Raw genomic sequence first — 20,395 nt, forward strand, 5'->3', positions numbered from 1 at the left:
GGGCAGCTATCTCGTATCTGACCCGCCGTTTCTTGCTGGCAGCCGTTCGGACGGTGGATTTACGCAAATCTCCATTGATCCGCGCTCTGCGCTTTTTCGCGCGACGTCTGCATGCATCCCCGGTCGTCTCGCGGATATGGAACCGCCGCAGGGCTGAGACGAGCGTGCGGGAATCGCAATTCGCACCGCTAGGACGCGACCCTCACGCCACCTTCGTCGCCCTGATCGTGTAGCTCAGCGGCACGACCGACGGCTGCTCGGTCAACGCGAACTCGCCGTCGGAGCGCGGGGTCATGCGGCCGGGAAGCGCCTCCCACGGCACGCTGTCGTGCTCGACCAGCGTGTCGAGACGCAGGCCGCGCTCGAGCAGTGCCGTGACGATCTCGCCGAGACCGTGGTTCCACTCGTACGTCCGCGTCGATTTCAGGGGCGCGGCCACCTCGACGTAGGTGCTGTCGTCGTTCCACTCGAGCGGAGTGGCCTGCTCGAAGTAGGGGAACGCGAGGGACAGCCCTGGCAGATCCTCGTTCATCGCCCACAGGACGGGGTGCCCCTCGCGGATGTGCAGCGTGCCGCCCGGAGCGAGCAGGTCGGCGACGACCCCCGCCCACTCGGTGATCGACGGCAGCCAGCACAGGGCACCGATCCCCGTGTAGACGAGGTCGAACTCTCCGCGGGGCAGGGCGTTCGCGGCATCCCGCACATCCGACCGGACGAAATCGACCTCGACGCCCGCCTCGGCGGCAAGCCGGCGGGCCTCGACGACCGCGTTCTCGGAGAAGTCGAGTCCGGTCACCTTGGCGCCGAGTCGGGCCAGGGAAAGAGTGTCGGTGCCGATGTGGCACTGCAGGTGCACCGTTCGCTTTCCCGCGATGTCGCCCAGCAGCGGCCGGTCGAAACGCACCACGTCCGACAATGCTTCGGTGTCGTCGATGTAGCGTGCGATTCCGTATCCTGAGCCATCCCGGGCAGCGTGCAGCGTCGCGCGCTCGTCCCAGTTGGCGCGGTTGGCGTCGATGTAGTCGGAGGTCATGGCATCCCCTTTCCGAGAGACGAGCCTAGGGATGCCGCGACCCGGTGTCGCTTCGTGACGCGGAGTGGGCGCGATGTCGGGGGTGCGGGTTAGCCTGGCGGCATGTCGGGCAAGGTCTATGTCATCCACGAAAATCCCCAGTGGATCCCGCCGTTCGCGGCGGCATTCGAGGCAGAAGGGGTGCCGTTCGAGGAGTGGCTCCTCACCGACGGGTCGATCGACCTCGCGGTCGAGCCTCCCGAGGGCGTGTTCTGGTCGCGTCTGAGCGCATCGGCGCACACGCGCGATCACGCGCACAGCAAGGAGTTCGGTCGCGCCGTTCTCCGCTGGCTGGCGTCGTGGGGTCGGACCGTGATCAACGGCGCAGACGTTCTGGAGCTCGAGGTCAGCAAGGTCGCTCAGCATGCGGCTCTGCGGCACGCAGGCATCGACGTTCCGCGCACGGTCGCCGTGTTCGGCACCGACGACCTCGTTGCCAAGGCACGCGACTTCGGTGCGCCCTTCATCAGCAAGCACAATCAGGGCGGCAAGGGCCTCGGCGTGCGGCGCTGGGATTCGGTCGACGAGTTCGCTGCGTGGGTCGGCAGCTCCGACTTCGAGCCCTCGCCCGACGGCATCACGCTGCTGCAGGAGCTGCTGGTCGCCCAGGCCCCGTTCATCACGCGCGCCGAGTTCGTCGCCGGCGAATTCGTCTACGCCGTGCGGGTCGACACCAGCGCGGGCAGCTTCGAGCTGTGCCCCGCCGAGGCGTGCGCGGTTCCGGGTGCCGACGGAGTCGAGCCCGAGCCGCTGTTCCGCCGTCGCGACGACGTCGATCCCGTCCTGATCGATCGCTTCCTCGCTTTTCTCGCGGCCGAGGGCGTCGGTATCGCCGGTATCGAGTTCATCGAGACGCGCGACGGCCGCACCGTGACCTACGACGTGAACACGAACACGAACTACAACCCCGACGTCGAGGCCACCGCGCCTCGCTCCGGACCGCGCGAGATCGCTCGCTGGCTCGGCTCGCTGCTCCCGCAGGAAGTGGTCGGTTCGCGTGGCTGAGGCCGCTCCCCCGCACTCCGAGTGGGACGGCTTCGGCTTCGCCACGCGGCAGGTGCACGCGGGCGAGATCGAAGACCTCACGCACGGCTCGCGCATCACGCCGGTGCACCTGTCGGCGGCCTACCGATTCGACTCCTTCCAGGAGGCGACCGATCGGTTCGCCGGCGCCGATCTGGGCCACCTGTACTCGCGGAACGCGAACCCGACCAACCAGGTAGCGGAAGCCCGCCTGGCTTCCCTCGAGGGCGGGTCGGGCGCGATCGTCGTCGGCTCGGGCCAGGCGGCGATCACTATCGCCCTGTTGGGTCTCGCGGGCAGCGGCGAGCACATCGTCTCGACCGCGAGCATCTACAGCGGCACCCGCGTGCTCTTCGACCGCACGTTCGCCCGCATGGGCGTGACCGTCGAGTACGTCTGGGACCCCACCGACGAAGCGGAGTGGGACGCGCTCATCCGTCCCGAGACCAAAGCGATCTTCACCGAGACCCTCCCGAACCCCAAGAATGACGTCGTCGACATCGACGCCGTCGCCCGGGTCGCGCGGCGCCACGGCATCCCTCTCGTGGTCGACAACACCATCGCGACGCCGTTCCTCATCCGCCCCATCGAGCACGGGGCCGACATCGTCGTGCACTCGGCGACGAAGTTCCTCTCTGGCCACGGGGCGAACCTCGCCGGCGCCGTGGTCGACGGCGGCACCTTCGACTGGGTGGCATCCGACCGCTCCTACCCCGCCCTCACCGACACCGCGATCGCCGGTCACGCCTCGTTCGTCGAAGCGTTCGGGCCGCGTGCGTTCGAGCTGTCACTGCGGTTCGGCATCGCGAACGACACCGGCCCCGCGCTCTCGCCACTGAACGGTTTTCTGCTGCAGCAGGGCATGGAGACGCTGTCGGTGCGCATGCGCCAGCACCTCGCCACGGCCCGCACGATCGCCGAGTGGCTCGAGGATCATGCGGCGGTCGAGAGCGTGGACTACGCCGGACTCCCGTCTCACCCACAGCACGCGCTCGCCGTGCGCAACTACGACGGTCTCTCGGGCTCGGTGTTCTCGTTCACCGTGCGTGGCGGGCGTCCCGCCGCGGAGCGCTTCTTCGACGCCCTACGCCTCTTCAGTCGCATGACGAACATCGGTGACACCCGGTCGATGGCGCTCCACCCCGCGACGACCACGCACCTGGGCTTCACGCAAGAGACGCGCGACCGCCTCGGCATCGGCGACGGCCTCATCCGCCTGTCGATCGGCCTCGAAGATGCGGAAGACCTCATCGCCGATCTCGAGCAGGCTCTTCGCGCCGTGGCGTAGATCGCACGGTCACGCGGGTGACGGCATCCATCCGTCTGTCCCGTTGAGTGTCCAAAACACCCGGAGAGTTTCGGAATCCGTCCGAGTTTCTTGGACACTCAACAGGCGTGCGGCCATCCCAGGCGGTGCCCTTTCCCCTCGAGTGTCCGAAACACCCCGCGAAGGCGTCGGCGCGCTCGGGGTCTTTTGGACACTCACATGCCCGGCGGCCTGGTGCCGGCCCGGCGTGCCGACGCACGGGCGTGCCGACGTGCGGGTGCGGCGTACCAACGCACGGGGTGCGGGCGTGTCGGCATCGCCCGCCGAGCAAAGCCCGAGCAGGGACGGTGAACGGAATGCGCCACCTCCACCGGATTGGATGTCCAAAACACCCGGAGGTTTTTCGAATCCGTCCGGGTGTTTTGGACACTCAACAGGGGGTGCGCAGACCCGGGTCCGGCCCACGCCAGGCCCCGCCCGACTTGCGCCGGACGTTTGCGCCGTAACGCCCCCGCGTCAGGCGTCGCGCTGCGCCTCGAGCCGGCGCACGCGCGGAATCACCTCGGCGGCGAACCGCTGCATCTCGGGCAGGTGCGGCGAGAACTGCAGCAGCAGCGTCGAGACGCCGACGTTCGCGAACTCCACGATGCGCTCGGCGACCTGGTCGGGCGTGCCGACGAGGTTCGGCCGCAGGCCGCGGTTCGAAACCGAGTACTCCTTGAGGTCGACCTGGGTGTCCAGCTTCGACTTGCTCACGAAGTCCTGGTACGAGCCGTAGGCCGCTCCCCCGCGCACGTCGGTGATGCGGTCGATCTCGGCCTGCGCCTCGTCTTCGGTGTCGCGCACCACGGCATACGCCGCCATGCCGAAGGCCTCGAACGGCGTCGCTCCGGCCTCGGCGCGTCGGCGGCGCATGTCGGCGACTTTCGTCTCGAGCTCCTCGAGGGTTCCGCCGTGCGTGAGGTACGCGTCGGCGAAGCGCGTGATCGCCGTGCGGCCGGCTTCGCTCTCGCCGCCGGCGTACAAGCGCGGCTGCACTTGCGGCTTGGGCTCGGTATACGTGCCCTCGGTGCGGTAGTACTCCCCCTCGTACGCGAAGGGCGTCTGCGACCAGAGACCGCGCAGCACCTCCACCCACTCGATCGTGCGCGCGTACCGGTCGTCGTGCGCGCTGAAGAGCCCCTCGTACTGCTTGGCCTCTTCTGCCCACCACGCCGACACGACGTTGAGGGTGAAACGGCCGCCGCTGATCTCGTCGATCGTCGCGGCCTGCTTCGCGGTGTGGAACGGGTTGTGGAAACCCGGACGCACGGCCGTCATGAGCTCCAGCGACGACGTGACCGCGGCCAGTCCCGCCGTCACCGCCCACGCGTCGAGCGACGGAGCCTCGACGCCTTTGATGTCGTTGAGGTTGAGCTCGGGAATGAGCGTGAGGTCGAACCCGCCCTCTTCCGCAGCCCGCGCGATCTCGGCGATGTGGGCGAACGACACGGGGGTCTGCTCGTCGTCGACGTTGCGCAACCATCCGCCGAAGATGGGGGTCCAGTAGCCGAAACGCACGCGCTGGGGGGAGGTCATGGCTCCATCCTCACCCGGCGACCGTCGCCCGGCGTCACGCGACGAAACGGTCCGTCATATGTCGTTGACCGATGCCCGAAGCGATGCGAGGTTGGCCGGGTTCCGATCCGCGAGGAGGACCCCATGACCGATTCCACTCCCACCCACGAGCCGCTGAAGTTCGCCTACTGGGTGCCCAACGTCAGCGGCGGGCTCGTCATCAGTTCGATCGAGCAGCGCACCGACTGGGGCTACGACTACAACGTGAAGCTCGCGCAGACGGCCGAGCGCGTGGGATTCGAGTACGCCCTCAGTCAGGTGCGCTACGCCTCGAGCTACGGCGCTGCCCAGCAGCACGAGTCCACCTCGATCAGTCTCGCTCTGCTGCTCGCGACCCAGAAGCTCAAGGTCATCTCGGCCATCCACCCGGGCATCTGGCATCCGGCGGTTCTGGCCAAGTTCATCAACACGGCCGACCAGTTCTCGCACGGCCGGGCCGCCGTCAACGTCGTCAGCGGGTGGTTCAAGGACGAGTACACCGACCTCGGTCTCGAGTGGCTCGAGCACGACGAACGGTACGAGCGGGCAGCGGAATTCATCCAGGTGCTTCGCGGCTTGTGGACGCAGGAGAAGTTCTCGTTCCACGGCAAGTACTACGACATCACCGATTTCACGCTTCGGCCGTTTCCGTACGAGGTGCCGGGCCGGGCGCACCCCGACATCTTCCAGGGCGGCAATTCCACGGCCGCTCGCTTCAACGGTGGCGCATTCTCGGATTGGTATTTCTCGAACGGCAAGGACTTCGACGGGTTCACCGAGCAGTACGACGACGTCACCCGCATCGCGGCGGAGCACGGTCGGCGCACCCGGTTCGGCCTGAACGGGTTCGTCATTCAGCGAGACAGCCGTGCCGAGGCGGAGGCGCAGCTGCGTGAGATCATCGCCCACGCCGATTCGGGCGCGGTCGAGGGGTTCCGCAAGAGCGTGCAGGAGGCGGGTAACGCGACCGCGGACAAGAAGGGCATGTGGGCGGACTCGAGCGTCGACGATCTCGTGCAGTACAACGACGGTTTCCGCACGCAGCTCTTCGGCGACGCGCAGCAGATCGCCGAGCGGATCATCGAATACAAGAAGCGTGGCGTCGACCTGTTCTTGCTGGGGTTCCTTCATTTCCAGGAGGAGCTGGAGCTCTTCGGCGAGACCGTGATACCGATCGTGCGCGAGCTCGAGGCGGATCTGATCAGGAGCGGCGACCCCGTGACCGCGGCGCGATGACGCGTATGCCGCAAGGCGTATACGGTGCTGGACGTCACGGCGGGTGACGGGGTCGGCGGCGAGGCGGTGAGTGCTTTGCTTCCCCGCGGGCCGGAACTCAGTCGCACGTTCGTTGAGTTTCGGTCTCGTAAATATGCGCGCAAGGGCTTTGTGAGTGGCGGGAATCGGACTTAGATGTCCGAAGGAATGCGGCATTTGTCGCAATCAACACTTCACAGCAGAGGTACAACATGACACTGCACAACAGTGGCCGCGGCCGACTCGGCCTCGCTCTCGGCGCGCTCGGTGCGTCGACCCTCGTCCTGGCAGGCTGCACGACCACGACCGGAGGCGGCTCCTCCGACGACGGCTCCACCGACCCGCTCGTCATCGGCACCACCGACAAGATCACCTCGATCGACCCGGCCGGCTCGTACGACAACGGCTCGTTCGCCGTCATGACGCAGATCTACCCCTTCCTCATGAACAGCCAGTACGGCACGTCGGAGGTCACTCCCGACATCGCCGAGTCGGCCGAGTTCACTTCGCCGACCGAGTACACGGTCACGCTCAAGTCGGGCCTGAAGTTCGCGAACGGTCACGACCTGACCTCGTCCGACGTGAAGTTCTCGTTCGACCGCCAGGTCGCGATCAACGACCCGAACGGTCCCGCATCGCTGCTGGGCAACCTCGACAGCGTCGCCACCCCCGACGACACCACGGTCGTCTTCACCCTGAAGAACGGCAACGACCAGGTCTGGCCTCAGATCCTCTCGAGCCCCGCCGCGCCGATCGTCGACGAAGAGGTCTTCTCGGCCACCGCCGTCACCTCCGACGACACCATCGTCGAGGGCAAGGCCTTCGCCGGTCAGTACACGATCGACTCGTACAAGCCCAACGAGCTCATCTCGTACAAGCCGTACGCCGATTACATGGGGTCGCTGCCCAAGGCCGCCAACGGCGGCATCTCGACCAAGTACTACGCCGACTCCTCGAACCTCAAGCTCGACGTGCAGTCGGGTGCGATCGACGTCGCCTACCGCAGCCTGAGCGCGACCGACGTCGCCGACCTGCAGAAGGACGACGCGGTCAAGGTCGTCGACGGCCCCGGCGGCGAGATCCGCTACATCGTCTTCAACTTCGACACCATGCCGTACGGCACGAAGACGGCCGACGCCGACCCCGCCAAGTCGCTCGCGATCCGTCAGGCCGCCGCCGACCTCGTCGACCGCCAGGCCATCGCGACCGACGTCTACAAAGACACCTACTCGCCGCTGTACTCCTACGTGCCGCAGGGTCTCGCGGGTGCCAACGAGGCGCTCAAGGACATGTACGGCGACGGCCAGGGCAAGCCCGACGCCGCCAAGGCCAAGGCGACCCTCGAGGCCGCCGGTCTCACGACGCCCGTCACGCTGAACCTGCAGTACAACGGCGACCACTACGGCCCTTCGTCGGGTGACGAGTACGCCGCGGTCAAGGCACAGCTCGAGAAGGACGGCCTGTTCACGGTCAACCTCGCGCAGACCGAGTGGGTGCAGTACACGAAGGACCGCAAGGCCGACGCCTACCCCGCTTACCAGCTCGGTTGGTTCCCCGACTACTCGGATGCCGACAACTACCTCACACCGTTCTTCTCCAAGGACAACTTCCTGCTGAACCACTACGACAACGCGGACGTCCAGAAGCTGCTCGTCGACCAGGCGACGCAGACCGACAAGACCACGCGTGAGTCGGAGATCGGCGAGATCCAGGACAAGGTGGCCGCCGACCTCTCGACGCTGCCGCTGCTCCAGGGCAAGCAGGTCGCGATCGTGGGCTCCAGCGTCGAGGGCGCCGTCCTCGACGGGTCCTTCAAGTTCCGTTACGCACCGCTGCACAAGTAAGACCGAAGCGGCGCCTCGCGCGATCGGTCGCCGAGCGAGAGCGGAGCGATGAGGCGCCGTTCCCCCTGTGAGTGAGGTCTCTCCCGTATGGTCACTGCCGTCGACGCTGCCGACATCGCCAAACCCGTCGCTCCCAAGGGCGGAGGACTCTGGCGCTACATCCTGGTCCGTCTGCTCTTGATCATCCCGACGGTGTTCATCCTCGTCACCGTGGTGTTCGTGCTCATGCGCATCACCGGCGACCCGATCACCGCCGCCCTCGGCGGCCGTCTTCCCCCCGATCAGCTCGCGGAGCGCATCGCGCAGGCCGGGTACGACCGCCCGCTGATCGTGCAGTACTTCGAGTACATCGGCGGGATCCTCCGCGGCGACTTCGGCACCACGCTCACCGACAACCGTCCGGTGATCGAGATTCTGCTGCAGTACGGATCCGCCACCCTCGAGCTGGCGATCTACGCGCTCTTCGTGGCGCTGCTCATCGGCATCCCGTTCGGCCTGCTCGCCGCCTACAAGCGCGACCGCTGGCCCGACGCGACCCTGCGCATTGGGGCGATCCTCGGGTATGCGACGCCCATCTTCTTCGTCGGGCTCCTGCTCAAGCTCGTCTTCTCGGTGTGGCTGAGCGTCCTGCCGGTCGCCGGACGCGCGAGCACCCGCACCGAGCTGAAGTTCGCCTCGATCGAGAACCCCACCGGCATCTACCTGCTCGACGCGATCCGCCTCGGAGATGGCGCTGCCGCGGGAGACGTGCTGATCCACGCGATCCTGCCCGGCGTGGCGCTCGGCATCCTGACCGCGGGAATCTTCCTCCGCCTGGTCCGCACGAACGTGATCGGCACGCTGGGCGCCCAGTACGTCACCTCGGCTCGTTCTCGCGGCGTGGGGGAGTACCGCCTGGTCACCAAGCACGCCTACCGCCCGGCGCTCATCCCGATCATCACCGTGATTGGTCTGCAGATCGCCCTGCTGCTGTCGGGCGCCGTGCTGACCGAGACCACCTTCGAGTGGAAGGGCCTCGGCTTCATGCTCAGCGAGTACCTGAAGGCGCGCGACTTCGTCGCCGTCCAGGGGATCGTCGTGATCATCGCCGTGCTGGTCGCCTTCACCAACTTCCTGGTCGACGTCATCGCGGCGATCATCGACCCCCGAGTGAGGTACTGACATGTCGGATGCCATCACCCCCACCCTCTCCGACGACAGCGTGACCGTGCGAAAGGTCCCCCTGCGCGACCGCCTGCCGGTCATCTCGCACCTGCGGCGCAGTGTCGGCCTCCAGCGCACCATGCTGGTGCTCGGCCTCCTCATCACCGCCGTCTTCCTACTGACGGCGCTGTTCGCCCCGCTGCTGGCGCCCTACGGGTTCGCGCAGCAGGAGGCGGACGGCGTCAAGTTCGGGACGCAACAGACGCCGAGCGCGATGAACCTGCTCGGCACGACCGTCGGCGGCTACGATGTGCTCTCGCGCGTGATCTGGGGAGCGCAGACCGCTCTGCTGGTGATCCTGTGCGCGATCGCGTTCTCAATCTTCCTGGGTATCTTCTTGGGCCTGGTCGGCGGCTACTTCGGCGGCTGGTTGGATCGCATCCTCGTCGTTCTGTGCGACGCGATCTACGCCTTCCCCTCGCTGCTGCTCGCGATCGTGATGTCGATCGCGATCACGAAGGGCCAGTCGACGCTGTGGGGCGGCATCCTCGCCACCGCCATCTCGATCACGGTGGTCTTCGTGCCGCAGTACTTCCGCGTGATCCGCGCCGAGGTGGTGCGGGTCAAGGCCGAGCCCTTCGTCGAGTCGGCGCGCGTGATCGGTGTGCCGACCGGTCGCATCCTGCTCCGCCACGTGCTGCGCAACTCGACCCGTTCCTTGCCGGTCGTCGTGACCCTCAACGCCTCCGAGGCACTGCTGACCCTCGCGGGCCTCGGCTTCCTCGGGTTCGGAATCGAGGCCACCGCCGCCGCCGAGTGGGGCTACGACCTCAACCGTTCGGTGAGCGACGTGACCAGCGGCATCTGGTGGACCGCCATCCCGCCGGGAGTCGCGATCGTGCTCGCCGTGCTCGGCATCACCCTCGTGGGCGAGAGCCTCAACGACCTCAGCGACCCGCGCCTGCGCACGCGCCGCCGCGCCGGTCGGGCACCTGCGCCCGTCACCGCGGTCGACCCGTCGACGGCTCGCGCCACCGCCGCTCCCGCCGGGCCCCCGGCATCCGCCCCCTCCGATGGGAGCCCCTCATGACCGGCACCACCGCCCCCGTCGCCCGGATCGACGACCTGCGCGTCACCTTCGCCACCGACGGCGAGCCGGTCTCGGCGATCAACGGGATCTCGCTCGAAGCCCACGCCGGCGAAGTGCTCGCCATCGTGGGCGAGTCGGGCTCGGGCAAGACCGTGACCGCGAACACGCTGCTGGGGCTGCTGCCCGAGACGGCCACGCTCTCGGGCGCCGTCATCGTGCGCGGCCGCGACGGCGACCAGACCGACATCGTGCACGCGACCCGCGCCCAGCTGCGCGAAATGCGCGGGCGCGACGCCGCCATGGTGTTCCAGGAGCCCTCCACCGCGCTCAACCCCGTCTACACCGTGGGCTGGCAGATCGCCGAGGGACTCCGCTCGCACGAGAAGCTGTCGAAGGCCGAGGCGAAGACCAGGGCCGTCGACATCCTGCGCCGCGTCGGCATCCCCGACCCCGAGAAGCGCGTCGACGACTACCCGCACCAGTTCTCGGGCGGGCAGAAGCAGCGCGTGGTCATCGCGATGGCGCTCGTGCTCAACGCCGGCCTGATCATCGCCGACGAGCCGACCACGGCTCTCGACGTGACGGTGCAGGCCGAGATCCTCGATCTGCTGCGCACCTGCCGTGACGAGTTCGGCGCGACGATCGTGCTCATCACCCACAACATGGGCGTCGTGGCCGACCTCGCCGACCGCGTGATCGTCATGTACCGCGGCGACATCGTCGAGCAGGCGCCCGTGCGCGAGCTCTTCGCTTCCCCGCAGCAGGCGTACACGCGCGAGCTGCTGGCCGCCGTGCCGCACGTCGGTCGCGGCAAGAGCGCCCATCAGTCCCTCGAGACGCCGGCCCCGACCGCGCCGCCCGAGGGCAGTCTGGTCGTCGCCGAGAAGGTCGAGATCGGCTACCCGGGCCGCTTCGGTTCGTCGGGGATCGTCGCCGTGAAGGGAGTGGACTTTTGGATCGGTCCGGGCGAAGTGCTCGGCTTGGTGGGCGAGTCGGGCTCGGGCAAGACGACGATCGGTCGCGCGATGGTCGGGCTGACATCGGTCGTCGGCGGGTCGCTCAAGGTGCTCGGCACCGAGATGCGCGGAGCGAAGCCCCGCACGCTCGCCAAGACGCGCCCCGACATCGGCTTCGTCTTCCAGGATCCGGCCACGAGCTTCAACCCCCTGCTCACGATCGCGGAGTGCATCGCCGAGCCGCTCGTCGTGCACCGGCGCGTCTCTGGCGCCCGCGCCGCGCGCACCCGTGTGAACGAGCTGCTGGATGCCGTGCAGCTTCCGACCGCGTTCGGCGACCGCTACCCGCACGAGCTGTCGGGCGGTCAGCGCCAGCGCGCCTCGCTCGCCCGCGCCCTCGCGCTTGACCCCAAGCTGCTGATCGCCGACGAGCCGACCTCAGCGCTCGATGTGTCGGTGCAGGCGCGCGTGCTGCAGCTGTTCGCGCAGCTGCAGTCCGAGTTCGGCTTCGCGTGCCTGTTCATCAGCCACGACCTCGCCGTCGTCGATGAGGTCGCCGACCGCGTCGTCGTGCTGCAGCAGGGTGTGATCCGCGAGCAGGGGACCACCGTCCAGGTGCTCACTCAGCCGCGCGACGACTACACCAAGCGCCTGCTGGTGTCGCTGCCCGTGCCCGACCCGGTCGAGCAAGAGAGCCGCCGCGAGCTGTGGCGGTCGACCCGCGGGGTCTGACCGGCCCGGATTCGGGCCCTCACGCATGTTGTGTGGGGGCCCTGGTCGTTTCGGCGTGCGCGCAAGCTCGGTGATTCGCGCATCCTCCGTGGGTGTGCCGGATGCCGGCTGAGGTTGTGCAGGTCGCTGAGGTTGTGCCCCGCGGCATCCGCGCCCCCGTGTTGCGCAAGCTCAGTGATTCGCGCATCCTCCGTGGGTGTGCCGGATGCCGGCTGAGGTTGTGTGGATCGCGCAGGATGTGCCCCGCGGCATCCGTCTCCGTGTTGCGCAAGCTCAGTGATTCGCGCATCTTCCGTGGGGTGTGCCGGATATCGGCTGAGGTTGTGCAGGTCGCGGAGGTTGTGTCCGGCGGCATCCACGCCCCCGTGTTGCGCAAGCTCGGTGATTCGCGCATCCTCCGTGGAGTGCGCCGGATCTCGGCTGAGGTGATATGGATCGCCGAGGTTGTGCCCGGCGGCATCCGTCTCCGTGTTGCGCAAGCTCAGCGATTCGCGCATCTTCCGTGGGGTGTGCCGGATATCGGCTGAGGTTGTGCGGGTCGCGGAGGTTGTGCCCGGCGGCATCCACGCCCCCGTGTTGCGCAAGCTCGGTGATTCGCGCATCCTCCGGGGGTGTGCCGGATGCCGGCTGAAGTTGTGCAGGTCGCGGAGGTTACGCCCGGCGGCATCCGCCCCCGCGTTGCGCAAGGTCGGCGATTCGCGCATCCTCCGTGGGTGTGCCGGATGCCGGCTGAGGTTGTGTGGATCGCGCAGGATGTGCCCCGCGGCATCCGCGCCCCCGTGTGGCGCAAGCTCAGCGATTCGCGCATCCTCCGCGGGAGATGCCGGATGCCGACTGAGGTTGTGCGGATCGCCGAGGTTCTGCCCCGCGGGCCTCGTCCGAAGTCAGCGCCCGAGCACCGACGTCAGGATCCACCACCCCGCGACGGCGACGACGACGACGAACGCCCCGACGGGGAATCCGCGCTTGAGGCGCCGCCCCTCGCGGGCGACGCCGGCGGGCGGCGGGGTGAGCAGCGGCACGTTCTGAGCCGCGGCGCCGGATGCCGCGATCCCCGTGGCCCCCGACGACGAACCCTCGAGCCGGTCGTCGCGCCACCGCGCCCACTGCGCGAGCTTCTCGTCGATCGCGTCGACGGTGGCGAACAACCACCGCCAGGTCGCGGGGTCGAGGGTCGACAGGTCGCGCTTGGCGTAGAGGAACAGCCAGTCGTCGACGATCTCGACGTCGAGCGCCGCGGCGTTGTCGACGAACCGCGCCATGACGTCCGGGGTGAAGAGGTACAGCGCGTCGCGCTCGTACCCCTCGGGGCAGTACAGGGCGAAGTGCCTGTCGAAGTCGCCCTCGAGGCTGAGCCGCTGGTCACGACCGAACGTGATGGGCAGGTTCGAGCCGCCGAACAGACCGTTGTTGCCCACGGCATCCAGCACGATGTGGGGGAGCGGGGTGTCGAGCCGCAGCGCGACATAGCCCCAGCGGTGCGTCTGCTTGTTCTTCCCCGACCCGGTTTCGTAGGTGTAGTTGGCAACCTCGAGAGAGCGCGGCTGCTCTCGCCGCATCACGTCGTGCAGCTCCTGATTGCGGCCGAGGTCGAAGATCATGCCCGGGCGGCGGGGGTTCGAGAATCCCGGATGCCACGTCATGTCGTTCGCGCTCGCGAAGAGGCTCAGCCGGTAGCGGCGTGCCGCGGCCCCGCCGACCGCGCGGATGAACGCCCACGCCAGGAAGCCGACGATGGCGAGAACGAGGACGAAGGGAAGGAGGGCGACGGGATTGCCGCTGTCGCGCGTGAACGCTCGGGTGACGATCGTCGCGATGGTCGGGACGAGGATGAGCGCGGCCACGATCCCCACGAACGCGAACACGATGATCGCGAACGCGCGGCTCTGCAGCATCCCCTTCTCGCGCAGCGCCTTACTGAAGGCACGGACCTTCGCGCGGTCGATCGGCTGGGTCAGGGCGGTGGTGTCGACGGTCATGCTCACTGTGCCAAGAAGAAGAGGAAGCCGGCCGCGAAGGCGACGAGCGGGATGACGATGAGGGACCCGGCCACGACGAGCAGGGCGATGAGCCAGGCGTTGCTGCGTTTGAGCCTCTGACCGGGAGGGGCGACTCCGACCGGCGCGGGGGTGAACGTCATCGGCAGGGGCGCGGGTGCCGGCGCCGCGGCTGTCGGTGCAACGGCTCCCGGCGCCGCGGCGACCGGAACGGGTCGCGGCGCGGGAGCCGCCTCCTGCAGCCGGTCGTCGCGCCACCGCGCCCACTGGTCGAGCTTGTCGAGCAGCGCCGAGACGACCGCGAACGCCCACGCCCACCGGGCCGGGTCGGTCGTCGAGAGCTCCTCGGGCGAGTAGAGGAACATCCAGTCGTCGACGATCTCGACCTCGAGAGCCGAGGCGTTGTCGATGAAGCGCGCCATGACGTCGGGGGTGAAGAGGTACAGCGCGTCGCGCTCGTAGCCCTCGGGGCACGACAGGTGGAAGTACCTATCGAAGTCGCCCTCGAGGCTCAGCCGCTGCCCGCGCTCCCACACGCCGAGTTTCACGCCGTTGCCCACGGCATCCAGGACGATGTGGGGAAGAGGGACGTCGAGCCGGATCGCGATGTACCCCCAGCGAGAGGTGTGGGTGTTCTTGCCGTCGCTCGTCGTATACGAGTAGTTGCCGATCTCGACGAACCGCGGCTCACTCCCGCGCAGGATGTCGTAGCCGGTGCGGTCGCCGCCGATTCCGAACAGCACTCCGGGCAGTGGGGGAGCGGGTACCGCGGGCACGTACTCCATGCCCACGTCGCGGCTGAACCCCGCGAGGCGCCAGCGGCGGTCTTCCTGCGTCCGCTGCGCGCGCTGCCCGACGACCCACGCCAGTGCGAGCCCGCCGAGCCCCAGGACGATGGGGAAGAGGAAGAGGATGCCGAGGATGAACGACCCCTCGCGCAGCACCGGCGACAGCACGGCGGCGAGCACGATGATGACGACCCCGATGCCGCCGATGAACGAGAAGGCGAGGGCGAATCCGACGACGCCCGCGCCCGTGCCGGGGAGTCGGCCCGTTCTGCGCAGGTCGGTGGTGAACGCCTTGGCGGCCCGTGGGTCGGGCGGCGTGAGCAACGCCCGCGCGTCGAATGGTCGGATCCCTGCCATGCGGCCCCCCGCCGTCGTCTGGTCACGTCCACGCTACTCAGGTCCGATTCCTCGGTGCCACCGGCATCCGTTAGACTACGAAGGTTGTCCGGCTACGCCCATGCGCGTGTGAGCCCGCGACGACGTGCAACACACCCTCCTGCTGCCGGGAAATGCCCGTCAGCCGTTCTAGTCCGAAGGAGGTGGGTTAGTGACGCACCAGTACGAACTCATGGTCATCTTCGATCCCGAGGTCGACGAGCGCCAGGTCGCTCCGAAGCTCGATGGATTCCTCAAGGTCATCACGGCCGATGGGGGAACCATCGACAAGATCGACATCTGGGGCCGCCGTCGTCTCGCCTACGAGATCCGCAAGAAGAACGAGGGCATCTACGCCGTCGTCAACTTCGTCGCGACCAGCGAGGCCACGAACGAGCTCGACCGTCAGCTGAAGCTGAACGAGCAGATCATGCGCACCAAGGTCCTCCGTGCCGAGGAAGCGATCGCTCAGGTCGCCGCCGAAGCCAAGCGCTCCGAGGAGAAGGCCGCTCGCAAGGCTGCCGCTCCCCGCAAGGTCGAGTCCGCCGAGAAGGCTGCGAAGTAACGACGATGGCCGGCGAAACCGTCATCACCGTTGTGGGCAACCTCACGGCCGACCCCGAGCTGCGGTACACGCAGAACGGGCTGCCGGTCGCGAACTTCACCATCGCGTCGACTCCCCGCACGTTCGACCGTCAGGCGAACGAGTGGAAAGACGGCGAGGCGTTGTTCCTGCGCGCCTCGGTGTGGCGCGAATTCGCCGAGCACGTCGCCGGTTCGCTGACGAAGGGCAGCCGTGTCATCGCGACCGGTCGCCTGAAGCAGCGTTCCTACCAGGACCGCGAGGGCAACAACCGCACCTCCATCGAACTCGAAGTCGATGAGATCGGCCCCTCGCTCCGCTACGCGACCGCCCAGGTCACCCGAGCCGCCGGTGGCGGTAACGGTGGCGGCGGTGGCGGTCAGCGCCCGCAGGTGCAGCAGTCGAACGACGAGCCGTGGTCGACCCCCGGCTCGAACAACGGCGGCGGCAACAACAGCGGCGCTGACGCGTGGAGCACTCCCGGCTCCTACGGCGACGACACCCCGTTCTGATCTTCGCCCCGCTCTCGAGCGAGACGACCCCCGAAATTCCGGATGCCATGCCCCGGTCCTCGTGACCGGAACGGCGTCCGAACCACACGAAAGAAGGAAGCATGGCTGGAAAGGCCACTGGCGACCGCCGCAAGCCGCGGAAGGGCGCGAAGAACGCAGCCCCCGCGAAGGCGATCCGCGTCGGCGTCATCGACTACAAGGACGTCCCCACCCTCCGCAAGTTCATCTCGGAGCGCGGCAAGATCCGCGCCCGTCGTATCACCGGTGTCTCCGTGCAGGAGCAGCGTCTGATCGCCCGCGCCATCAAGAACGCGCGCGAGATGGCTCTTCTGCCCTACGCCGGCGCCGGCCGCTAAGGAGCACCCGATGGCAAAGCTGATTCTCACGAATGAGGTCACCGGGCTCGGTAGCGCCGGTGATGTTGTCGAGGTCAAGAACGGGTACGCCCGTAACTACCTCATCCCGCAGGGCTTCGCCGTGTCGTGGAGCCGTGGTGGCGAGAAGCAGGTCGCGTCGATTCGCGCCGCTCGCGAGTCCCGCGCGATCCACGACCACGAAGATGCTGTGGCCCTGAAGAACTCGCTCGAGTCGAACACCGTCAAGCTCGCCGTCAAGGCCGGCAACGAGGGTCGTCTCTTCGGTTCGGTCAAGCCCGCCGATGTCGCAGACGCCGTCAAGGCTGCCGGTCTCGGTGAGCTCGACAAGCGCAAGATCCAGATCACCTCTGCGATCAAGTCGGTCGGCGAGCACGAGGCGACCGTTCGCCTGCGCGACGACGTCACCGCCGTGATCACCCTTCAGGTGGTCGCCGCGAAGTAATTCGCGACGCACGATTCGGCCCCGCTCCTGCTTCGGCAGGGCGGGGCCTTTTCGTGTTTCCGGGGTCGGCGCGGCTGATCTCGCTGCAGGCGCCGGGTGCGTCCTCAGGCGGGGCGTTTCCCGAGGTGAGGCCGGGGGTGGTTCGGGGCGGGTTCGCCGGGCGCATGCGACGACGGAGGGCCCGACTGTCCGAAGGTGCGAGCCCGGCGACCCTAGGCTGAGTGCCGTGACCGACCCTCGCGCACCCGAGCGCATCGTCCGCCGTTTCGCGCGCTCGTCGAACCTCATGATCGCCGGACGCCCGTTCGCGGTGACCGGGACCGGTGCCGATGCCCTGCATGATCTGCTGGCGGGGCTCGGCGGCATCCCGAGCCCGATCCCGCATCCGGGGCGCATCGAGTTCGACCTGGATGCCGAGCAAGTGCTGCTCGACGGGAAGCCGCTGCCCGAACGCGGAGACGCCGCCGGACGCATCGCCTTCGCACGGCAGCACATGCCCGTCGCCGCCGCCCTCGCCGAAAGGCTCGACCTGACCGGCCTGCGGGTGGGCGTGGCGATGGTGCTCGAACCCAAGACCGCGGTGCTCTCGCTTCTGCTCCGTGAGCGGGGTGCCGAGGTGTCGGTGTACGCGCATCCCGACGAGACCGACGTCGCGGTCGCAGACGAGCTTCGAGCTCAGGGTTTCGCCGTGACGGCAGACCCGGCGCTCGCGGGGCCGGACGAGCGCGCCGCGGCGCTGGCCTTCCTCCGCGCGGGACTCGACGTGCTGCTCGACGACGGGGCGCACCTCATCCGCCTGGCGCACGAAGACGACCCGGCGCTGGTGGATGGGTGGATCGGCGCGTGCGAAGAGACGACGAGCGGCCTCACGCCCCTTCGGCGGATGCAGGATGCCGGCATCCTGCGTTGCGCCGTGATGGCCGTCAACGATGCGCGCACCAAGACCATGTTCGACAACCGCTACGGCACGGGGCAGTCGTGCGTCTTCGCGATCGCCGACCTGCTCGAGGAGCGGGGGATCGCGCTGACCGACCAGCCCGCGCTCGTGCTCGGCTACGGACCCGTCGGCCGAGGGGTCGCCGCGCACCTGCGCGCGCTCGGGGTCGAGGTGCGGGTCGCCGAGACCGACCCCGTCCGCGCGCTCGAGGCTCGGCACGACGGGTTGGTCACCGGCCGAGCGCTCGAGCTGGCCGGGGGCGCGCTGGTGGTCTCGGCGACGGGCGTCCCCTCGACGGTGACGCCCGAGATCGCCGCCGTCGCGCGCGTGATCGCGGTCGCCGGAGGAGTGCCGGGAGAGGTGTCGGACGCGGGCGACGCGCTCGTGCTGGGCGGCGGGGGAGCGGTGAACATCACCACCGCCGAGGGCAACCCCATCGAGATCATGGACCTGTCGTTCGCCGTGCAGCTCGCGGCCCTGGGGGAGCTGCTCGAGCGGCGTCCGGAGCCCGGTGTGCACGCGCTCGGCCCCGAGGTCGACGAGCTCGTCGCCCGGACGGCGCTGGCCGTGCGAGGTGCGGGGATCGACCCGCCGCGCGACCTCGATCCCGACGGTGTGGACGACTGGCGTTCGCCCCGCTACCGGGACTCCCGCTCATGAGCGTCGTGCTGTACTCGGCCGCGCTCGTCGTCCCCGTGACGGCGCCGCCCATCCCCGGCGGGGCCATCGCGGTGGCGGGTGGGCGTATCCGCCACGTCGGCGACCGCGAGTGGGTGCGACACGAGCTGAGCGCGCGCGGCGTCGCGTTCGACGAGGTGCACTGGCCGGGGGTGCTGACCCCGGGACTCGTGAACGCGCACTCGCACCTGCAGTACACGGGCATGGCCGAGGTCGGGCGGGGCTCGTACGCGGGCTTCGACGACTGGGACGACGCGTTCACCCCCGTCTATCGCGCCGGTCATGACTGGGCGGCGGATGCCAGGGCCGGCGCCCTGCAGATGATCGCGGCCGGGACCACGGCGGTGGCCGACATCGTCACCGACGTCGAGGCGGCCTCGGCGCTGCACGACGCACGCCTGCACGGCATCACCTACTGGGAGGTGATGAGCTGGACCAATGCGGCGTGGGCCCAGCGGGGTCGCGCCGAGGTCGAGGCCCGGCTCGACGCCCTGCCCTCGCCCCCCGGGACGGGGCTCTCGCCGCACGCGCCCTACTCGCTCGACGTCGAGCCGCTGCTCGAGATCCCCGACATCGTGCGCGAGCGCGGGAGTCGGCTGCACCTGCACCTCGGCGAAGCGGCCTTCGAGCGCGAGCACGGCGAGGCCGCGCCCTGGCAGTCGCACAAGCCCGCGAGTTTCCGCGCCCTGCGCGACGAGGGCTTCGGCACGGGGGCGACGGAGTTCGTCGACGAGCTCGGCGTTCTCGGTCCCGACTGCCATATCGCGCACGGGGTCTACATGACGGCGCGCGACCGGGCGATCCTGCGCGCACGCGGGACGACCGTCGCCCTGTGCCCTCGGTCCAATGCCGTCATCGGGCTCGACGAGCCGCCGGTCGCCGCGTATCTGCTCGAGGGCAACGCGCTGGCCGTGGGCACCGACTCGTTGGCATCCAGTCCCTCTCTCGACCTCTTGGCCGATGTGTCGGCGCTTCACCGCATGGCGCGCGCGCAGGGGTACGCGAACCGCGACCTGTCAGAGCTGCTGCTGCGCGCGGCGACCCTCGGCGGAGCGCACGCGATGGGGCTCGACACCGGGCCCGCCCGAACCGGGTACCTCGCCGTGGGGGCGGTGGCGGATCTGGCGTTCTTCGACGTGCCGGTGTCGGAGGTCGATGACACGATCGAGCGCCTCGTCGTCGACGGCGAGGGGCGTGCCGCCGCCACCTTCATCGACGGCGAGGTGCGCTCGGCATCCGCCGCCTTCACCCGAGAGACCGGAGTATCCGCCGATGACCGCTGAGCGTCCCGCCACCGCCGTCCTGCTCGATCTCGAACCGCACGCCGAGGGCGGCTGGTTCCGCCGCATGTGGACGGGGAGCGTCGAGGTCGAGACGCCCGCCGGCACGCGGCCCGCGGCCACCTGCATCCATTACCTGCTCACCGCGGGAGAAGAGAGCGCGTGGCACGTCGTGACCAGCGACGAGGTGTGGCTCTGGCACGGGCCGGGAGCCCTCGAGCTCTCGCTCGGCGGCAGCGGCGACCAGCCCGGAGACGCCCGCACCGTGACGCTCGGACCCGACCTCGCCGCGGGGCACGTGCTGCAGTACACCGTGCCCGCGGGGGTCTGGCAGGCCGCCCGGCCGGCGGGGAGCGCCGAGGTCGTGGTCAGTTGCGTGGTGTCTCCCGGCTTCAGCTTCGCCGATTGGCGCCTCGCCGAGTAGTCGCTTCCCGTGTCGCCAGGTTTCA

At 68.8% G+C, this 20,395-nt stretch carries 19 protein-coding genes; 15 read left to right on the forward strand and 4 right to left on the reverse strand.

The features are described 5' to 3' along the window. Positions 1-202: 202 nt before the first annotated feature. Positions 203-1,033: a bifunctional 2-polyprenyl-6-hydroxyphenol methylase/3-demethylubiquinol 3-O-methyltransferase UbiG gene (locus AB6V29_RS14370; protein ID WP_267788781.1), complete on the reverse strand. Its 831-nt coding sequence runs from the start codon at positions 1,031-1,033 to the stop codon at positions 203-205. A 102-nt stretch (positions 1,034-1,135) separates the two neighbouring features. Between AB6V29_RS14370 and AB6V29_RS14375 the strand changes: the two genes are divergently transcribed. After that, positions 1,136-2,077, forward strand: a complete 942-nt coding sequence (locus AB6V29_RS14375; RefSeq protein ID WP_267788779.1) for a RimK family alpha-L-glutamate ligase — start codon at positions 1,136-1,138, stop codon at positions 2,075-2,077. Then, a complete protein-coding gene (locus AB6V29_RS14380; protein WP_369359455.1) occupies positions 2,070-3,383 on the forward strand; it encodes an O-acetylhomoserine aminocarboxypropyltransferase/cysteine synthase family protein in 1,314 nt (437 codons plus the stop codon). Before AB6V29_RS14375 ends, AB6V29_RS14380 begins: the two co-directional genes overlap by 8 nt. A 495-nt stretch (positions 3,384-3,878) precedes the next feature. Here AB6V29_RS14380 and AB6V29_RS14385 read toward each other — a convergent pair whose 3' ends face one another. Then, complete coding sequence (locus AB6V29_RS14385; protein ID WP_210075496.1) at positions 3,879-4,940, reverse strand: LLM class flavin-dependent oxidoreductase; 1,062 nt, start codon at positions 4,938-4,940, stop codon at positions 3,879-3,881. A 123-nt stretch (positions 4,941-5,063) separates the two neighbouring features. On the opposite strand from AB6V29_RS14385, the gene sfnG reads away from it, so the two are divergent. The 6 genes from sfnG to AB6V29_RS14415 all read left to right on the forward strand — a co-directional run bounded on the left by sfnG (position 5,064) and on the right by AB6V29_RS14415 (position 12,504). Further along, positions 5,064-6,194, forward strand: coding sequence for a dimethylsulfone monooxygenase SfnG (gene sfnG / locus AB6V29_RS14390; protein WP_369359457.1), 1,131 nt, complete (start codon positions 5,064-5,066; stop codon positions 6,192-6,194). 230 nt (positions 6,195-6,424) lie between these two features. After that, positions 6,425-8,056, forward strand: a complete 1,632-nt coding sequence (locus tag AB6V29_RS14395) for an ABC transporter substrate-binding protein (protein WP_369359458.1) — start codon at positions 6,425-6,427, stop codon at positions 8,054-8,056. An 87-nt stretch (positions 8,057-8,143) separates the two neighbouring features. Further along, a complete protein-coding gene (locus AB6V29_RS14400; protein ID WP_210075490.1) occupies positions 8,144-9,217 on the forward strand; it encodes an ABC transporter permease in 1,074 nt (357 codons plus the stop codon). Position 9,218: 1 nt separating this feature from the next. Continuing rightward, positions 9,219-10,289, forward strand: a complete 1,071-nt coding sequence (locus AB6V29_RS14405; RefSeq protein WP_369359460.1) for an ABC transporter permease — start codon at positions 9,219-9,221, stop codon at positions 10,287-10,289. After that, positions 10,286-11,977: a dipeptide ABC transporter ATP-binding protein gene (locus tag AB6V29_RS14410; protein ID WP_369359462.1), complete on the forward strand. Its 1,692-nt coding sequence runs from the start codon at positions 10,286-10,288 to the stop codon at positions 11,975-11,977. Before AB6V29_RS14405 ends, AB6V29_RS14410 begins: the two co-directional genes overlap by 4 nt. A 260-nt stretch (positions 11,978-12,237) precedes the next feature. After that, positions 12,238-12,504 carry a hypothetical protein gene (locus tag AB6V29_RS14415; RefSeq protein WP_369359464.1) on the forward strand — a complete coding sequence of 89 codons (267 nt, stop codon included), beginning with the start codon at positions 12,238-12,240 and terminating at the stop codon, positions 12,502-12,504. A 357-nt stretch (positions 12,505-12,861) separates the two neighbouring features. Here AB6V29_RS14415 and AB6V29_RS14420 read toward each other — a convergent pair whose 3' ends face one another. Together AB6V29_RS14420 and AB6V29_RS14425 are read right to left on the reverse strand one after the other, a co-directional pair. After that, positions 12,862-13,956, reverse strand: a complete 1,095-nt coding sequence (locus tag AB6V29_RS14420) for a hypothetical protein (RefSeq protein ID WP_369359466.1) — start codon at positions 13,954-13,956, stop codon at positions 12,862-12,864. A 2-nt stretch (positions 13,957-13,958) separates the two neighbouring features. Beyond that, positions 13,959-15,119, reverse strand: coding sequence for a hypothetical protein (locus AB6V29_RS14425; protein ID WP_369359468.1), 1,161 nt, complete (start codon positions 15,117-15,119; stop codon positions 13,959-13,961). Between the two features lie 190 nt (positions 15,120-15,309). Here AB6V29_RS14425 and rpsF point away from each other — a divergent pair, with 190 nt between their 5' ends. The 7 genes from rpsF (at position 15,310) to AB6V29_RS14460 (ending at position 20,370) form a co-directional block, all read left to right on the forward strand. Next, positions 15,310-15,702 (forward strand): 30S ribosomal protein S6, encoded by a 393-nt coding sequence (rpsF, locus tag AB6V29_RS14430; RefSeq protein WP_058622540.1) that lies wholly within the window; start codon positions 15,310-15,312, stop codon positions 15,700-15,702. Positions 15,703-15,707: 5 nt separating this feature from the next. Next, positions 15,708-16,232 (forward strand): single-stranded DNA-binding protein, encoded by a 525-nt coding sequence (locus AB6V29_RS14435; RefSeq protein ID WP_210075480.1) that lies wholly within the window; start codon positions 15,708-15,710, stop codon positions 16,230-16,232. A gap of 101 nt (positions 16,233-16,333) precedes the next feature. Then, entirely contained in the window at positions 16,334-16,588 is a 255-nt protein-coding gene (gene rpsR, locus AB6V29_RS14440; RefSeq protein ID WP_055832386.1) for a 30S ribosomal protein S18, read from the forward strand. A gap of 10 nt (positions 16,589-16,598) precedes the next feature. Next, the gene (rplI, locus tag AB6V29_RS14445) at positions 16,599-17,051 is read left to right on the forward strand and encodes a 50S ribosomal protein L9 (protein ID WP_103207550.1); all 453 of its coding nucleotides are present in this window, start codon (positions 16,599-16,601) and stop codon (positions 17,049-17,051) included. A 226-nt stretch (positions 17,052-17,277) separates the two neighbouring features. Next, positions 17,278-18,648, forward strand: coding sequence for an adenosylhomocysteinase (locus tag AB6V29_RS14450; protein WP_369359471.1), 1,371 nt, complete (start codon positions 17,278-17,280; stop codon positions 18,646-18,648). Beyond that, on the forward strand, positions 18,645-19,949 hold the full coding sequence (locus AB6V29_RS14455) for an amidohydrolase family protein (RefSeq protein ID WP_369359473.1): 1,305 nt from the start codon (positions 18,645-18,647) through the stop codon (positions 19,947-19,949). The genes AB6V29_RS14450 and AB6V29_RS14455 overlap by 4 nt, the downstream gene beginning before the upstream one ends. Continuing rightward, complete coding sequence (locus AB6V29_RS14460; protein ID WP_307314035.1) at positions 19,939-20,370, forward strand: cupin domain-containing protein; 432 nt, start codon at positions 19,939-19,941, stop codon at positions 20,368-20,370. Before AB6V29_RS14455 ends, AB6V29_RS14460 begins: the two co-directional genes overlap by 11 nt. Positions 20,371-20,395 lie beyond the last annotated feature (25 nt).

Origin of the sequence: Microbacterium sp. 20-116 (genome assembly GCF_041079415.1) — a bacterium.
Lineage (GTDB): Bacteria > Actinomycetota > Actinomycetes > Actinomycetales > Microbacteriaceae > Microbacterium.

Coding starts and splice junctions, on each gene's coding strand:
- rpsR (WP_055832386.1), top strand. CDS start 16,334: ATGGCTGGAAAGGCCACTGGCGACCGCCGCAAGCCGCGGAAGGGCGCG.
- AB6V29_RS14455 (WP_369359473.1), top strand. CDS start 18,645: ATGAGCGTCGTGCTGTACTCGGCCGCGCTCGTCGTCCCCGTGACGGCG.
- AB6V29_RS14420 (WP_369359466.1), bottom strand. CDS start 13,956: ATGACCGTCGACACCACCGCCCTGACCCAGCCGATCGACCGCGCGAAG.
- AB6V29_RS14370 (WP_267788781.1), bottom strand. CDS start 1,033: ATGACCTCCGACTACATCGACGCCAACCGCGCCAACTGGGACGAGCGC.
- AB6V29_RS14435 (WP_210075480.1), top strand. CDS start 15,708: ATGGCCGGCGAAACCGTCATCACCGTTGTGGGCAACCTCACGGCCGAC.
- sfnG (WP_369359457.1), top strand. CDS start 5,064: ATGACCGATTCCACTCCCACCCACGAGCCGCTGAAGTTCGCCTACTGG.
- AB6V29_RS14410 (WP_369359462.1), top strand. CDS start 10,286: ATGACCGGCACCACCGCCCCCGTCGCCCGGATCGACGACCTGCGCGTC.
- AB6V29_RS14395 (WP_369359458.1), top strand. CDS start 6,425: ATGACACTGCACAACAGTGGCCGCGGCCGACTCGGCCTCGCTCTCGGC.
- rplI (WP_103207550.1), top strand. CDS start 16,599: ATGGCAAAGCTGATTCTCACGAATGAGGTCACCGGGCTCGGTAGCGCC.
- AB6V29_RS14385 (WP_210075496.1), bottom strand. CDS start 4,940: ATGACCTCCCCCCAGCGCGTGCGTTTCGGCTACTGGACCCCCATCTTC.
- AB6V29_RS14400 (WP_210075490.1), top strand. CDS start 8,144: ATGGTCACTGCCGTCGACGCTGCCGACATCGCCAAACCCGTCGCTCCC.
- AB6V29_RS14425 (WP_369359468.1), bottom strand. CDS start 15,119: ATGGCAGGGATCCGACCATTCGACGCGCGGGCGTTGCTCACGCCGCCC.
- AB6V29_RS14460 (WP_307314035.1), top strand. CDS start 19,939: ATGACCGCTGAGCGTCCCGCCACCGCCGTCCTGCTCGATCTCGAACCG.
- AB6V29_RS14375 (WP_267788779.1), top strand. CDS start 1,136: ATGTCGGGCAAGGTCTATGTCATCCACGAAAATCCCCAGTGGATCCCG.
- AB6V29_RS14405 (WP_369359460.1), top strand. CDS start 9,219: ATGTCGGATGCCATCACCCCCACCCTCTCCGACGACAGCGTGACCGTG.